General features: G+C 69.1%; 16 protein-coding genes. 6 read left to right on the forward strand and 10 right to left on the reverse strand.

Annotation, left to right across the window (positions count from 1 at the left end):
- Position 1: 1 nt before the first annotated feature.
- Positions 2-670, reverse strand: coding sequence for a GAP family protein (locus AU196_RS19680; protein WP_059096746.1), 669 nt, complete (start codon positions 668-670; stop codon positions 2-4).
- A gap of 101 nt (positions 671-771) precedes the next feature.
- Between AU196_RS19680 and AU196_RS19685 the strand changes: the two genes are divergently transcribed.
- A complete protein-coding gene (locus tag AU196_RS19685) occupies positions 772-1,257 on the forward strand; it encodes a flavin reductase family protein (RefSeq protein WP_059096747.1) in 486 nt (161 codons plus the stop codon).
- A 10-nt stretch (positions 1,258-1,267) separates the two neighbouring features.
- Here AU196_RS19685 and AU196_RS25905 read toward each other — a convergent pair whose 3' ends face one another.
- The 5 genes from AU196_RS25905 to AU196_RS19705 all read right to left on the reverse strand — a co-directional run bounded on the left by AU196_RS25905 (position 1,268) and on the right by AU196_RS19705 (position 5,424).
- A complete protein-coding gene (locus tag AU196_RS25905; RefSeq protein ID WP_172800466.1) occupies positions 1,268-1,429 on the reverse strand; it encodes a hypothetical protein in 162 nt (53 codons plus the stop codon).
- A gap of 79 nt (positions 1,430-1,508) precedes the next feature.
- Complete coding sequence (locus tag AU196_RS19690) at positions 1,509-2,261, reverse strand: succinate dehydrogenase/fumarate reductase iron-sulfur subunit (protein ID WP_059096748.1); 753 nt, start codon at positions 2,259-2,261, stop codon at positions 1,509-1,511.
- A complete protein-coding gene (locus tag AU196_RS19695; RefSeq protein ID WP_059096749.1) occupies positions 2,258-4,174 on the reverse strand; it encodes a fumarate reductase/succinate dehydrogenase flavoprotein subunit in 1,917 nt (638 codons plus the stop codon). Before AU196_RS19695 ends, AU196_RS19690 begins: the two co-directional genes overlap by 4 nt.
- Positions 4,175-4,210: 36 nt before the next feature.
- A complete protein-coding gene (gene sdhC, locus AU196_RS19700) occupies positions 4,211-5,029 on the reverse strand; it encodes a succinate dehydrogenase subunit SdhC (RefSeq protein WP_059096750.1) in 819 nt (272 codons plus the stop codon).
- A 98-nt stretch (positions 5,030-5,127) separates the two neighbouring features.
- The gene (locus tag AU196_RS19705; RefSeq protein WP_059096751.1) at positions 5,128-5,424 is read right to left on the reverse strand and encodes an Rv0250c family protein; all 297 of its coding nucleotides are present in this window, start codon (positions 5,422-5,424) and stop codon (positions 5,128-5,130) included.
- Positions 5,425-5,534: 110 nt separating this feature from the next.
- Between AU196_RS19705 and AU196_RS19710 the strand changes: the two genes are divergently transcribed.
- Positions 5,535-6,293 (forward strand): isocitrate lyase/PEP mutase family protein, encoded by a 759-nt coding sequence (locus AU196_RS19710; protein ID WP_059096752.1) that lies wholly within the window; start codon positions 5,535-5,537, stop codon positions 6,291-6,293.
- Between the two features lie 84 nt (positions 6,294-6,377).
- Here the strand turns inward: AU196_RS19710 and AU196_RS19715 are convergent, their stop codons facing one another.
- Positions 6,378-6,818: an Hsp20/alpha crystallin family protein gene (locus AU196_RS19715; RefSeq protein ID WP_059096753.1), complete on the reverse strand. Its 441-nt coding sequence runs from the start codon at positions 6,816-6,818 to the stop codon at positions 6,378-6,380.
- 205 nt (positions 6,819-7,023) lie between these two features.
- Here AU196_RS19715 and nirB point away from each other — a divergent pair, with 205 nt between their 5' ends.
- A complete protein-coding gene (gene nirB, locus AU196_RS19720) occupies positions 7,024-9,591 on the forward strand; it encodes a nitrite reductase large subunit NirB (RefSeq protein WP_059096754.1) in 2,568 nt (855 codons plus the stop codon).
- Positions 9,588-9,959 carry a nitrite reductase small subunit NirD gene (gene nirD, locus AU196_RS19725; protein ID WP_059096755.1) on the forward strand — a complete coding sequence of 124 codons (372 nt, stop codon included), beginning with the start codon at positions 9,588-9,590 and terminating at the stop codon, positions 9,957-9,959. The genes nirB and nirD overlap by 4 nt, the downstream gene beginning before the upstream one ends.
- 3 nt (positions 9,960-9,962) lie before the next feature.
- Here the strand turns inward: nirD and AU196_RS19730 are convergent, their stop codons facing one another.
- The gene (locus AU196_RS19730; RefSeq protein WP_059096756.1) at positions 9,963-10,532 is read right to left on the reverse strand and encodes a DUF2231 domain-containing protein; all 570 of its coding nucleotides are present in this window, start codon (positions 10,530-10,532) and stop codon (positions 9,963-9,965) included.
- 71 nt (positions 10,533-10,603) lie between these two features.
- On the opposite strand from AU196_RS19730, the gene AU196_RS19735 reads away from it, so the two are divergent.
- Positions 10,604-11,305: a GAF and ANTAR domain-containing protein gene (locus AU196_RS19735; protein WP_059096757.1), complete on the forward strand. Its 702-nt coding sequence runs from the start codon at positions 10,604-10,606 to the stop codon at positions 11,303-11,305.
- Positions 11,306-11,380: 75 nt separating this feature from the next.
- Positions 11,381-12,067, forward strand: a complete 687-nt coding sequence (locus AU196_RS19740) for a GAF and ANTAR domain-containing protein (protein WP_059096758.1) — start codon at positions 11,381-11,383, stop codon at positions 12,065-12,067.
- Here AU196_RS19740 and AU196_RS19745 read toward each other — a convergent pair.
- Together AU196_RS19745 and AU196_RS19750 are read right to left on the reverse strand one after the other, a co-directional pair.
- Positions 12,064-12,735 carry a sirohydrochlorin chelatase gene (locus AU196_RS19745; RefSeq protein ID WP_157546548.1) on the reverse strand — a complete coding sequence of 224 codons (672 nt, stop codon included), beginning with the start codon at positions 12,733-12,735 and terminating at the stop codon, positions 12,064-12,066. The genes AU196_RS19740 and AU196_RS19745 overlap by 4 nt on opposite strands.
- Positions 12,736-12,755: 20 nt before the next feature.
- Complete coding sequence (locus tag AU196_RS19750) at positions 12,756-13,904, reverse strand: uroporphyrinogen-III synthase (RefSeq protein WP_059096760.1); 1,149 nt, start codon at positions 13,902-13,904, stop codon at positions 12,756-12,758.
- Positions 13,905-14,010 lie beyond the last annotated feature (106 nt).

Genomic DNA, 14,010 nt, shown 5'->3' on the forward strand with positions numbered 1-14,010 from the left:
GCTACAGGCCCGCGAGCCCGGCGCCCAGGAGTACGACGCCGACCACGGCCAGCAGGACGCCGACACCGCGCCTGCCCTGCGCGCGCAGCCACTCGTACAGCGCCGACAGTGCCGCGCGGGTACGTTCGGGCGCCACCAGGTAGCACAGCAGCGGGATCTCCACGAGCGCGAACGCGACCACGTTGAACACCACCAGCGCCCCGAGTTGGACCGTGGTCGCGGCGCCGGACGCGACGATGAGCGCCAGCGCGGCGAGGTAGTCGACCGACGGCAGCGCGATGCCCAGGCCCGCGACGCCCGCCGTCCACGGCGAACCGCCGTTGACCAACTGCCGTACGCGCGTCGCGAGCGGCCCGAACCTGCTCTGCGACAGGCTCGTAGCGCCGCGGCCGCGCCCCCACACGCCCGTGGCCACCAGCGCGGCGTTGACCAGCACCACCGCACCGACGACGATCTGCACCATCGGGAGAGTGAACCGTGCGGAACCCAGCGCCGGTCTGAGCACGAACAGCGCGATCACGCCGACGGTCAGGCCCATCGCGAACCCGCCGGCGAGCAGGGCCACCAGCTGTCGGCGCGGCTGCGGGCGGTTGATCATCAGGACCGTCATCCCGACCCGGAACGGCTCCAGGCTGACCGCGACGGCCATCGCCAGGAGCGGGATCCACATGATGTGGGTCAGGCTACCGCCCCGGCGGTCCGCGCCGGGTTTCCGCTCACCGGGAGCGGGACCGTGGTCGCCGGTCGGCGTCCGTGTGAAGATGGACGGCGATGAGCGCAACTGACTTGAATCCGGCCACGCTTCGCGAGGCCTTCGGGCACTTCCCGACGGGCGTCATCGCGATCGCCGCGGAGGTCGACGGCGTCCGCGTCGGGCTGGCCGCGAGCACGTTCGTCCCGGTGTCGCTGGACCCCCCGCTGGTGTCGTTCTGCGTGCAGAACACCTCGACCACGTGGCCGAAACTCAAGGATCTTCCGCGCCTGGGCATCAGCGTGCTGGGGGAGTCCCACGACGCCGCCGCGCGCACACTGGCGGCCAAGGCCGGTGACCGCTTCGCCGGGCTGGAGACCACGTCGACCGACGACGGCGCGGTGTTCATCCAGGGCACCAGCGTGTGGCTGGACAGTTCGATCCACGACCTCGTCGAGGCGGGCGATCACACGATCGTCATCCTGCGGGTCGAGGACATCACCGTGCACCCGGACGTCGCACCGATCGTGTTCCACCGCAGCACGTTCCGCCGTCTCGGCGGGTGAGCCGAGTCGGTCAGGGACGCGTGGCCAGTTCGTCGCGGTAACCCTGGATGCGCCGCTCGATCTCGGCGGCGTCCCCGCTGCGGCCCTCTTTGCGGGCCAGGTCGGCGCGCGTGGACAACTCCCGGATCGCCGTGCGGATGTCGTTGAGGCTGTGCGTGTGACTGAGGGTCATCAGGCTGCCTTTCGTCGTTGATTGGCCGCTTGACACGAGGCTACCCGACGGTGTGACGTGCCTCACCCTCGGCGCCGCCTCACTTCCGCCGGAACAGCTTGTTGCCCAACCACACCACCGGGTCGTACTTCTGGTCGGCCACCCGTTCCTTCATCGGGATCAGCGCATTGTCGGTGATCTTGATGTGCTCGGGGCAGACCTCGGTGCAGCACTTGGTGATGTTGCAGTAGCCGAGGCCGTGCACTTCCTGGGAGTCCTCGGCGCGGCGTTCGTGCACGTCGAGCGGGTGCATGTCGAGTTCGGCCATCCGCATCAGGTAGCGGGGACCGGCGAACTCCTTCTTGTTCTCCTCGTGGTCACGCACCACATGGCAGGTGTTCTGGCACAGGAAGCACTCGATGCACTTGCGGAACTCCTGTGACCGGTTCACGTCCTCCTGCGCCATCCGGTACTCACCGGGCTGCAGATCCTTGGGCGGGGTGAACGACGGGATCTCCCTGGCCTTCTCGTAGTTGAACGACACGTCGGTGACGAGGTCGCGGATGACGGGGAACGCGCGCAGCGGCGTGACCGTGATGGTCTCGTTCTCGCCGAACGTCGACATCCGGGTCATGCACAGCAGGCGCGGACGGCCGTTGATCTCCGCCGAACAGGATCCGCATTTGCCGGCCTTGCAGTTCCAGCGCACCGCCAGGTCACCGGTCTGGGTCTGCTGCAGGCGGTGGATGATGTCGAGGACGACCTCACCCTCGTTGACCTCGACGGTGTAGTCCGCGAGGGCGCCGCCCTCGTCGTCGCCGCGCCACACCCGCATGTTCGCCTGGTAGGTCATGAGCCCCTCCTTGCCGGGTGGTTCGCCAGTTCCTCGTCGGTGAAGTACTTCTCGAGTTCCTCGATGTCCAGCAACTCGAGCAGGTCGTCGCGCATCGGCACTTGGTCCTCCCGGGTGACGGTGACGCTCGGCACGACGACGTCGTCGTCCTCCGCGCGGCACACCAGCAGCGTCTTGCGCCAGCCGGCCTCCATCGACGGGTAGTCGTCGCGGGTGTGCCCACCGCGGCTCTCGGTGCGTTCCAGCGCCGCCTTCGCCACGCATTCGCTGACCAGCAGCATGTTGCGCAGGTCGATCGCCAGGTGCCAGCCCGGGTTGAAGTGCCTGCCGCCCTCGACCTTCATGCGTTTGAACCGGTCCCGCAATTCGGTGAGTTTGCCCTGCGCCTCGGTGACCTCGTCCGCCGTGCGGATGATCCCGACCAGCTCGTTCATCGTGTCCTGCAGGTCGAGCTGCATGGTGTACGGATTCTCCGGCTCACCCTCGCTCGGCCCGTCGAACGGGGCGAGCGCGAGCTTCTTGGCCGCCTCGACCGCCTCGTCGGACACCGCGGGCCGCGTGTCGAGCGCCCGCACGTAGTCCGAGGCGCCCAGCCCGGCGCGGCGGCCGAACACCAGCAGGTCCGACAGCGAGTTGCCGCCCAGCCGGTTCGATCCGTGCATCCCGCCCGCACACTCACCGGCGGCGAACAGGCCCGCGGTCTTGGCGGCGCCGGTGTCCGGGTCGACCTCGATGCCCCCCATCACGTAGTGGCAGGTGGGTCCCACCTCCATCTCGTCGGTGGTGATGTCGACCTCGGCGAGCTCCATGAACTGGTGGTACATCGACGGCAGCCGGCGCTTGATCTCCTCGGAGCTCATCCGCGACGCGATGTCGAGGTACACGCCGCCGTGCGGGGTGCCGCGACCCTCCTTCACCTCAGTGTTGATCGCGCGCGCGACCTCGTCGCGGGGCAGCAGGTCGGGGGTGCGGCGGGCGGAGTCGTTGTCCTTGAGCCACTGGTCGGCCTCGTCCTCGGACTCGGCGTACTGCCCCTTGAACACGTCGGGGATGTAGTCGAACATGAACCGCTTGCCGTCGGAGTTCTTCAGCACGCCGCCGTCGCCGCGCACACCCTCGGTGACGAGGATGCCTTTCACGCTGGGCGGCCACACCATCCCGGTGGGGTGGAACTGGATGAACTCCATGTTGATCAGCGTCGCGCCGGCCCGGAGCGCGAGCGCATGTCCGTCACCGGTGTACTCCCACGAGTTAGAGGTGACCTTGTAGGACTTGCCGATCCCGCCCGTCGCGAGCACCACCGCCGGCGCCTCGAAGAGGATGAAGTCTCCGCTCTCCCGCCAGTAGCCGAACGCGCCGGCGATCCGGTCGCCGTCGAGGATGAGGTCCGTGACCGTGCATTCGGCGAACACCCGGATCCGGGCCTCGTAGTCGCCGAGCTCCTCTTTGTCCTCCTGCTGCAGCGAGACGATCTTCTGCTGCATGGTCCGGATGATCTCCAGGCCGGTGCGGTCACCGACGTGGGCCAGCCTCGAATAGGTGTGGCCGCCGAAGTTGCGCTGGCTGATCCGGCCGTCCTTGGTGCGGTCGAACAGTGCGCCGTAGGTCTCGAGCTCCCACACCCGGTCGGGCGCCTCCTTGGCGTGCAGTTCGGCCATCCGCCAGTTGTTGAGGAACTTGCCGCCGCGCATGGTGTCGCCGAAGTGGACCTGCCAGCTGTCCTTCGGGTTCGTGTTGCCCATCGACGCGGCGCAGCCACCCTCGGCCATCACCGTGTGGGCCTTGCCGAACAGCGATTTGCACACCACGGCGACCTTCAGGCCGCGCTCCCGCGCCTCGATCACCGCTCGCAAACCCGCGCCGCCGGCACCGATCACGACGACGTCGTACTGGTGCCGTTCGAGTTCCGCCATCAAGTAACTCCCACTACCAGGTTGTGAATGTGTATGTCAGCCGATGAATCTCAGGTCCGAGATGGTGCCGCTGGCGACGAGCATGACGTAGAAGTCGGTCAACACCAGCGTCCCGAGGGTGATCCACGCGAACTGCATGTGCCGGGTGTTGAGCTTGCTCACCTGCGTCCAGATCCAGTAGCGGATCGGATGTTTCGAGAAGTGCTTGAGGCGGCCACCGGTGACGTGGCGGCACGAGTGACACGAGATCGTGTAGGTCCACAGCAGGATCACGTTGACGAGGAGGATGACGTTCCCGAGGCCGAAGCCGAATCCGCTGGGGGAGTGGAACGCCAGGATCGCGTCCCAGGTGTTGATCAGCGAGATGAGCACCGCGATGTAGAAGAAGTAGCGGTGCAGGTTCTGCATGATCAGGGGCAGCTTGGTCTCCCCGGTGTACTTCGAATGTGGTTCGGCCACAGCGCATCCCGGCGGGGACTGCCACACCGACCGGTAGTAGGCCTTGCGGTAGTAGTAGCAGGTCAGCCGGAACAGCAGCAGGAACGGCAGCGAGAACGCCGCGTACGGCAACCACCACACGTCGGGCAGGACCTGGCCGAAGTGGCTGGCCTCCGGGATGCACCCCTTGCTGACGCACGGCGAGTAGAACGGCGTCAGGTAGTGGTAGTCGGCCACCCAGTAGGCGCTGCCCCAGAACGCACGCACCGTCGCGTAGACGACGAACGCGGCGAGTCCGAGGTTGGTCAGCAACGATGGCACCCACCAGCGGTCGGTGCGCAAGGTCCGTTCGGGGATCTTGGCGCGTCCGGCGGAGTGGACGCCGGTGCCCTCGCGGTCTGCGGTCGGTGCGCTCACGGTTGCCTTTCGTGAATGGGTGGGGCGGGCATGCGGTCACCCGCGGTCGGCGCTCTCACGCCGGTGGCGGTGCGGGCGGCGGTACCGCCCGCGACCGGTCAGCGGGTGCCGCCGAGGCCCGCGTCGTCGACACCGCGCCAGAACTCGGTGTCGTACTGGGTGTCGGGGATCGGGATCTTCTCGCCGACATGGTGATGCCGGGTCAACCCACGGCCGAGTTCGAGTTCCTCGGCATCGATGTCGAGACGGTCGATGTCGTTGAGGATGCGTTCGGCGTCGTTGACGATGCGGCGCATCGCCGGGGAGTCGCCGTACTGGGACGCCAGCGCGGTGACGCAGCGTCGTAGGCCGCCGATGAGTTCGTGCAGTTCGGCGAAACCGGTCGTGGTGGACAAGTGACCTCCTTGGGCTGAAGGGTGTCGTGAATCACAGTACGCAACCGATGCTAGCCACATCACACACTTAAGAGTGAGACAGATCACGTCTGGGGCGGCAGGATGAGCCCGTGTCCAACCACGATTCGAAGCGGCTCGCCGATGATCTGCTCGCCCTCCACCAGCCCGGTCATCCCGTTATCCTGCCCACCGTCTGGGATGCGTGGTCGGCCGGCCTCGCCGTCGGCGCGGGGTTCGCGGCGCTGACCGTCGGCAGCCATCCCGTGGCCGATTCGGTCGGCCGCGCCGACAACGAGGGCATGACGTTCGACGAGTTGCTCACCCGGGTCGCGCAGATCACCGGGGCCGTCGACGTGCCGGTGTCGGTGGACATCGAATCCGGGTACGGCGAGGCGCCGGCCCGGCTGGTCGAGGGGCTCCTCGGCGTCGGTGCGGTGGGGCTCAACATCGAGGACACCGTGCACAGCGAGGGCGGCCGGTTGCGGTCGTCCGGTGAGCACGCCGAACTGGTCGGGGCGCTGCGCGCCGCCGCCGACGAGGCCGGCGTACACGTGGTGGTCAACGCCCGCACGGATCTGTTTCTGCGCAAGGACGGTGACGAGGCCGACCGGGTGGACCGGGCCATCGCGCGCCTGACCGAGGCCGCAGAGGCGGGCGCCGACGTGCTGTACCCGGTGGGGCGCCACGATCCCGACACGCAGCGCCGACTGACCTCCGAACTGCCGCGGCCGGTCAACGCGATCGGGGTGCCGGATCAGGACGATCCGGCGTCGTTCGGCCCGCTGGGGGTGGCGCGGGTCAGCTTCGGCCCGTTCCTGCAGGCGGCGCTGGCCACGCGGGCGAGTGAACTGCTCGCCCGATGGAAGTAGCCGCCCGAGACAGCAGTCAGGGTCGTCAATCACCTGGATTGACGACCCTGACTTCATTCTCGGCGCCGCAGGGGCGTCGAGGCGCTACTTGTTCTCGATCGCGATGCGCTGCGGCTGGGCACCGGCGTAGGCGCCGGCCACCCGGACGGTCAGCACGCCCGCGTCGTAGGACGCCGAGACGACGTCGCCGGTGACGTGCTGCGGAAGCCGGAACGACCGCCGGAACGACCCGTACCGCATCTCGCGAAGCGTCCGGCCGTCCTTCTCCTCGCTGCGCTCGTCGCGCCGCTCGCCGTGGATGACCAGTTGGCCGCTGTCGACCTCGACGGTGACGTCCTTGTCAACGTCCACGCCGGGCAGTTCGACCCGTACCACCGCGTCGTCACCGTCCTTGGCGATCTCAGCGGCGGGGTTGAAGCCCGGGGCCGCACCGGCGAACACGTCGTCGGCTGCCGGACCGAAGAAGTCCCGGACCCAGCGATCCAGATCCCACGCGGGTCGCACCCGCAAAGCCACGTTGCTCATGTGCTGTACTCCTTGTTGCCTGTGACCGGCCCTGCACCGATCCGCTGCCCTGTAGAACTTGAGTCGAGTCCGCTCATGTTCCAGGCCCGTGTTCGCCGACGGCGAACGCGTCTCACAAGTGCTCCGGCAACCACGTGAGCACACCGTGATGGGGCCTTCACACAAGGCGACATCGCGGCAATATCGACTTCCTAGCCTTGCGCCCATGCCGTCAACGAAGAACGTCGTGGTCGTGGGCCACGGCATGGTCGGGCACCGGTTCGTCGAGGCGCTGCGCGCGCGCGACGATGCGGGCGCCTGGCGGATCACCGTGCTCGCCGAGGAAACCGACGCCGCCTACGACCGGGTGGGTCTGACCGGATACACCGAGCACTGGGACCGCGCATTGCTGGCGCTCGCCGGCAACGACTACGCCGGCGACGACCTCGTGGACCTGCGCCTGGGGCAGCGGGTCACCTCGATCGACCGAGAAGCCCGCACGGTGCGGACCGCCGACGGCACCACGGTCGGCTACGACGCGCTGGTGCTGGCCACCGGTTCGTACGCCTTCGTGCCACCGGTGCCCGGTCGCGACCTGCCCGCCTGTCACGTCTACCGCACGTTCGACGACCCCGACGCGATCCGTGCCGACGCCGCGCGGGCACGCGCGGCGGGCCGTGCCCCGGTGGGTGTCGTCATCGGGGGTGGCCTGCTCGGACTGGAGGCCGCGAACGCGCTGCGCGGATTCGGACTGACCGCCCACGTGGTGGAGCGCTCGCCGCGCCTGATGTCCCAGCAGCTCGACGACGCGGGCGGCGCACTGCTCGGCCGGATGATCACCGACCTCGGCATCGAGGTCCATCTCGGGGTCAGCACCGAGGCGATCACACCGGCGCAGCGCAACCGCCCGCTGCGGCGCTCCGAGGACGACGACTCCCTGCGGGTGGTGCTGGGCGACGGGTCGTTCGTCGACGCCGGCCTCGTGGTCTTCGCCGCCGGGGTCCGGCCGCGCGACGAACTGGCCAGGGAGGCGGGACTGCAGACCGCCGAACGCGGCGGCGTGCTCACCGACTTGAGTTGTGTGACAAGCGATCCGAATGTCTACGCGATCGGCGAGGTGGCTGCGATCGAGGGCCGTTGCTATGGGCTGGTGGGCCCGGGTTACACCAGCGCCGAGGTGGTGGCCGACCGGCTGCTCGGCGGGGCCGCGGAGTTCCCCGAGGCCGATATGTCGACCAAGCTCAAACTCCTCGGCGTGGACGTGGCCAGCTTCGGCGACGCGATGGGCCGCACTCCGGACTCCCTCGAGGTGGTGGTCAACGACCCGGTCAACCAGACCTACGCCAAGCTGGTGCTCTCCGACGACGCCAAGACGCTGCTCGGCGGGATCATGGTGGGTGACGCCTCGGCGTACGGCGTGCTGCGCCCGATGGTCGGCGAGCAACTGCCCGGCGACCCGATGGCGCTGATCGCCCCGGCCGGATCCGGCGGGGCGGACAACGGACTCGGCGTCGGTGCACTGCCTGCGGCGGCGCAGATCTGCTCGTGCAACAACGTCACGAAGGGGGACGTCACCGAGGCGATCGCAGGCGGCTGCTGCGACGTCGCGGGACTCAAGGCGTGCACGAAGGCCGGCACCTCCTGCGGGTCGTGTGTGCCACTGCTCAAGCAGCTGCTCGAAGCCGAGGGGGTCGAACAGTCGAAGGCGTTGTGCGAGCACTTCTCCCACTCGCGCGCCGAACTGTTCGAGATCGTCTCGGCCACGGAGATCCGCACCTTCTCCGGTCTGCTCGAGCGCTTCGGCACCGGAAAGGGTTGCGACATCTGCAAACCCACCGTCGCCTCGATCCTCGCCTCCACCAGTTCCGAGCACATCCTCGACGGCGAACAGGCCGCGCTGCAGGACTCCAACGACCACTTCCTGGCCAACATCCAACGCAACGGCAGCTATTCGGTGGTGCCGAGGGTGCCGGGCGGTGACATCACCCCCGAACAGCTGATCCTGATCGGTGAGATCGCCCGCGACTTCGACCTCTACACGAAGATCACCGGCGGCCAGCGGATCGACCTGTTCGGGGCCCGCGTCGACCAGCTTCCCGAGATCTGGCGCCGGTTGGTCGAGGGCGGGATGGAGTCGGGCCACGCCTACGGGAAGGCCCTGCGCACCGTGAAGAGCTGTGTCGGCAGCGACTGGTGCCGCTACGGCCAACAGGATTCGGTGCAGATGGCGATCAACCTCGAACTGCGCTACCGAGGACTGCGCGCCCCGCACAAGATCAAGATGGGCGTCTCGGGGTGCGCCCGCGAATGCGCCGAGGCGCGGGGCAAAGACGTCGGCGTCATCGCCACCGAACACGGTTGGAACCTTTACGTCGGCGGCAACGGCGGGATGACCCCCAAACACGCGCAGCTGCTCGCCGGCGACCTCGACGACGAGACGCTGATCCGCTACATCGACCGGTTCCTGATGTTCTACATCCGCACCGCCGATCGCCTCCAGCGCACCGCGCCGTGGGTCGAACAGCTCGGACTGGACCACCTGCGCGAAGTCGTCTGTGACGACTCCCTGGGTCTGGCAGACGAATTCGAGACGGCGATGGCGCGCCACGTCGATGGCTACTCGTGCGAGTGGAAGGGCGTGCTCGAGGACCCGGACAAGCTGTCGCGGTTCGTGTCCTTCGTCAACGCACCCGATGTGCCCGACCCGACCGTCGCCTTCACCGAGAACGCCGGCCGCAAGGTGCCCGTGCAGATCGGGATGCCCACTGTCCGACCGCTCCAGGAGACATCGTGACCCTGCTCGACGACCGCCATGAGCTCAACGGGCCGCCGGACACGGGATGGACCGTGGCCTGCCGTTACGACCACCTGATCCCGTGTCGGGGTGTCGGGGTGCTGCTGCCCGACGGCGCACAGGCCGCCTTGTTCCGCCTCGACGACGGGAGCCTGCACGCGATCGGGAACATCGACCCGTTCTCGGGTGCGGCCGTGATGTCGCGCGGCATCACCGGCGACCGGGGCGGCCGCGCCATCGTGCAGTCCCCGATCAAGAAGCAGGCGTTCGCCCTCGACGACGGCAGCTGCCTCGACGATCCGTCGGTGTCACTGCCGGTGTACCGGACGCGGCGAACCGCGGACGGTGTCGTCGAGATCGAGGGGTAGCGCTCAGGCGGCGCGCCGGTGCTCGACCGGGCTGCGGTGGGTGAGGGCCCGCACGGGCTGCCAGCGAAACATCCCGGCCCCCTGCGCGTAGGACAGGTGGCCGCCGAGGGCGCCGCCGACACTGATCGCGCCGAGCCCGAGCAGGCTGTACACCCGCGCGGCGCGGACCTTGTCCTTGCGGTAGGCGCGGTAGGCCAGACCGAAGAACGTCACGCCGGCCGCGTTGGACACCGCGTGCACCAGGCCGACGCGCTGCTGCCGCTTGTTGAGCAGGACATAGTCGGCCCACCCGGCCAGCACGGTGGGTGGTGTCGCGGCCAGGCCGACGCCGATCAGGCGACGCGCCGTGGCGACGTCCTTGAACACGACGTCGAAGACCACCGACGTCATCCAGGTGCCGATGGGCAGGGTGACCAAGAGCGGGTGGACGGGGTGGCCGAGCCAGGAGCCGCGCAGGACGCGGCCGAGGTGGGCGCCGTCGACGACCCGGCTCGCGATGTGGGCGCCGGCGCCGGCCGGTGCGTCGAGCGCCTTCACCTCTTCGACGCTCGCGAGGATGCGGTGGATGTTCATTCCGTGCAGATACCCCCTCCGCTGACGCCGAATCGGCGTTTGACGTGGCGCGATTAGGGTATGAAGGGACAATGACGGCGGGCGTCGAGCGCCTCGACGAGGTTCTCGAGCACTGCCTGCGCCACTCGAGCCGACGGGCGCAGGCGGATCTCCCGGGTGTGCTGGCCGGCCTCACGGCACTGGCGGTGTCCCATGTTCCCGGGGTCGATCATGCGAGCGTCACATTCCTGGGCGACGACGTCGCGATCCGGTGTCTGGCCGCCACGGACGGTCACCCGCTGGTGCTCGACAATCTTCAGCGCGGTTTCCCGGAGGGCCCCTGCTTCGATGCGGCGACCGCGCATAGGGTGGTCCGGGTCGACGACCTGACCGACGAATCCCGGTGGCCAGCTTTCACCGCCAAGGCGCTGGCCGCCACGCCGGTGCGCGCGATACTGGCCCTGCCGGTGTTCCGGGACGGCCGGGCGCCCGTGGCGCTGAACCTTTATGCGGACCGTGCGGGGGCGTTGGACGGCCACAGCGAGGCGTCCGGTGCGATCGTCGCCTCGCACGTCGCCGAGGCGATGACGGCGGCGCATCGATCCAGGACCCACGGCCGGTCGCCGCGGTCGACCGTGATCAATCAGGCCAAGACCCTGCTCATGCGGGACTTCGAGGTCGACGTCGCCCAGGCGTACGCGTTGCTGGTGAAAATGGCCAAGCAGCAGAACGATTCGATCGAGGCGGTGGCCCGGCAGGTGGTGGCCGCCGAGGGGCCGTCGGGCCCGAACTGACAGTTAGGCCGCGACCGGGATTCTCCCCGTGCGTCGGCCTGTTTGGCCATCGGGCGCGGGGGTACGCCGGACCTCATGACCGTGCGCGACGACCGACTCGAGGAGGCGCTCGAAGAATATGTGCGCCGCTATGCAAGGCGGGCCAAGGCGGATATGACGACGGCCCTGTCGGCGCTGACGAGGTTGGCGGTTGAGCACGCGGCGGGCGTCGACCACGCCGGCGTGACCTTGGTGACCGACGGTGACGTGATCCGGTGCCTGGCGTGCTCCGACGCCCACCCGCTGGTGTTGGACAACATCCAGCGTGGATGCGGGCAGGGACCGTGCCTGGACGCAGCCACCAGCGGACACCCGCTGGCAGTCGACGACCTGGCGTCGGAGAGTCGGTGGCCGTCCTTCACCAGCAGGGCGGTGACGAGTACGCCGGTGCGCGCAATGCTCACGGTCCCCGTGTTCCAGGACGGCGACACGCACGCTGCGCTCATTCTCTACGCCGATCACGTGGGGTCACTCGACGCTCGCGCCAAAGCCGTGGGTGAGACGGTCGCCGCCCGGATCGCGGAAGTGCTCACATCCGAGCGGAGCCGGGGTCTGTGGGTGTCGTCGCTGCACCCCGACGTGATCGCGGAGGCGAAAGCCCTGTTGATGCGACGGTTCAGTATCGATGTCGCACAGTCCTTCGCGATGTTGGTGAAATTGGCGAAACACCAGCATGTCTCGATCGAGAGGGTCGCCCGGGCACTGGTGTCCGGCGACGGTTAGGCCGCGACCGGGATCCTGGCCCGGCGGAATCGGCTCGCGATCAGCCGCACGAGGCCGGGGTGGGTACCCAGAGGGTCGGTGACGATGTCGGCGCCGCCGGAGCGCAATCGGTCCTGAAACAGGCCCTCGGACAACAGATACGACGCCACCACCACCCGCCGGGCACCGCGCCGCCGCGCCGCGGTGACCGCCTCGTCGATGCGCGGCCGGCCGGTGGCGGCGAACGCGAGGTCGACGCGCGCGCCGGTCACGGCGGACAGTAGTGCGGCGGTGGTGTGCAGGTCCCGCATCGCATGCGGATCCGAGGTGCCCGCCGCAGCGAGGATGACGGAATCGCCGGGCGCCCAGCCGGATTCGATGAGCCGGTCACCCAGTACCCGTGCCAGTTGCGGGTCGGGGCCCAGCGCGTCTGCGACCGTGACGTCCGGGTGGCCGCTGGCCGCGATGTGTGCCGGGATGTCACTGCGGACGTGGTAGCCGCGCGACAGGAACGCGGGCACCAGGACCGCCGGGCGGTCGCCGGTCGCGGCGAGCAGGTCGGCGGGGGAGGGTCCCAGCACGTCGACGAACGCGACGCCGACCGGCGTCCCGAGCACCTCCGCGACGCTGTCGGCGATGTCACCGATCAGCGCCACGCCACTGGCTTTGCGGGTGCCGTGGGCGACCATGACGTGTTCCACCGGGCTTCTCACAATGCCTCCGCGAGGTCGTCGTCGACGGTGAGCCGGTAACCGCGTTTGACGACGGTCGACACGATCTGCTTGTCGCCCAGTGCTGTTCGTAGCCGCAGGACTGCGGTTTCCACGGCGTGGGTGTCGGTGCCGCTGCCGGGCAGGGCGCCGAGCAGGTCGGTGCGCGACACCACCGCGCCCGGCCGGTGGGCGAGCGCACGGATCGTCGCCATCCCGGCCGGGGACAGCGATTTGACGACCCCGTCCACCAGCACGCAGGTCCCGCGGATCTCGAGCAGATGCCCCGCGACGCGCACGGTACGGGCCTGCAGCAGCGGCAGTTCGTCGGTGATGTGGCGGGCCAACGCCCCCAACCGCATGCGCTCGGGCGCCGACGTCGGGACCCCGAGCCGGACCAGCGGTCGGGCGGTGACCGGTCCGACGCACATCGCGTGGACGTTGGTGCGCAGCGCCGTCAGGACCCGGTCGGTGACACCCATCTCGGTGGCCCGCATGAGCACCGACGCCACCGCGGGTGCGGAGGTGAAGCTGACCGCGTCGAACTTCTCCTCCGCGATGCCGGCGACCAGCTGGTCGAACTCGCCGTTGCGGGGCGCAGGCCGCCAGCGGTACACCCGGATCGGCACCACATCGGCGCCCGCTGCGCGCAGCTCGTCGAGGAATTCCGGGAACGGATCCCAGTCGTCGGTCGCGCCGTGCAACTGGACCGCGATGCGCTGCCCGGCGATGCCGCCGTCGAGCAGGTACCGCAGCACCTCACGCGACGACTCCGAATCCGGTGACCACTCCTCGGGCAACCCGGCGGCCCGGAGCGCGCCGGTCGCCTTCGGCCCGCGGGACACGATGCGGGCCCGTTCGAGCGCCGTGGTCAGGTCGGCGGCGACGCCCCAGCCGTCGGCGGCGGCGATCCACCCGCGCAGCCCGATCCCGGTCGTCGCGACGACGATGTCGGGCGGGGTGTCGATCAGCGCCTGGGTGTTGGCGCGTAGTTCGTCGTCGTCGGGCAGTGGCACCATCTCGATCGCGGCCGCGCTGGTGACGGTGGCGCCGCGCCGGCGCAGCAGTGCGCTGAGCTCGTCGGCGCGGCGGGCGGAGGTCACCGCCACCCGGAATCCGGTGAGCGGTGCCCAGTCAGGCTCACTCATGTGTTCTGTGTATGCAGGTCGTGTTTCGCATCTGTTTCCGGCCCGTTGCCGGGCCATTGCCATAGCGGCGGTCGGTGTGGACAGGACGACGCCATTGTCGTCCTGT

The organism is Mycobacterium sp. IS-1742 (assembly GCF_001500125.1).
GTDB lineage: Bacteria > Actinomycetota > Actinomycetes > Mycobacteriales > Mycobacteriaceae > Mycobacterium.

Excerpts from the sequence above, each read along its gene's own strand:
- AU196_RS19680 (WP_059096746.1), bottom strand. The coding sequence starts at position 670 with ATGTGGATCCCGCTCCTGGCGATGGCCGTCGCGGTCAGCCTGGAGCCG.
- AU196_RS19685 (WP_059096747.1), top strand. The coding sequence starts at position 772 with ATGAGCGCAACTGACTTGAATCCGGCCACGCTTCGCGAGGCCTTCGGG.
- AU196_RS25905 (WP_172800466.1), bottom strand. The coding sequence starts at position 1,429 with ATGACCCTCAGTCACACGCACAGCCTCAACGACATCCGCACGGCGATC.
- AU196_RS19690 (WP_059096748.1), bottom strand. The coding sequence starts at position 2,261 with ATGACCTACCAGGCGAACATGCGGGTGTGGCGCGGCGACGACGAGGGC.
- AU196_RS19695 (WP_059096749.1), bottom strand. The coding sequence starts at position 4,174 with ATGGCGGAACTCGAACGGCACCAGTACGACGTCGTCGTGATCGGTGCC.
- AU196_RS19715 (WP_059096753.1), bottom strand. The coding sequence starts at position 6,818 with ATGAGCAACGTGGCTTTGCGGGTGCGACCCGCGTGGGATCTGGATCGC.
- nirB (WP_059096754.1), top strand. The coding sequence starts at position 7,024 with ATGCCGTCAACGAAGAACGTCGTGGTCGTGGGCCACGGCATGGTCGGG.
- AU196_RS19730 (WP_059096756.1), bottom strand. The coding sequence starts at position 10,532 with ATGAACATCCACCGCATCCTCGCGAGCGTCGAAGAGGTGAAGGCGCTC.
- AU196_RS19735 (WP_059096757.1), top strand. The coding sequence starts at position 10,604 with ATGACGGCGGGCGTCGAGCGCCTCGACGAGGTTCTCGAGCACTGCCTG.
- AU196_RS19740 (WP_059096758.1), top strand. The coding sequence starts at position 11,381 with ATGACCGTGCGCGACGACCGACTCGAGGAGGCGCTCGAAGAATATGTG.
- AU196_RS19745 (WP_157546548.1), bottom strand. The coding sequence starts at position 12,735 with ATGGTCGCCCACGGCACCCGCAAAGCCAGTGGCGTGGCGCTGATCGGT.
- AU196_RS19750 (WP_059096760.1), bottom strand. The coding sequence starts at position 13,904 with ATGAGTGAGCCTGACTGGGCACCGCTCACCGGATTCCGGGTGGCGGTG.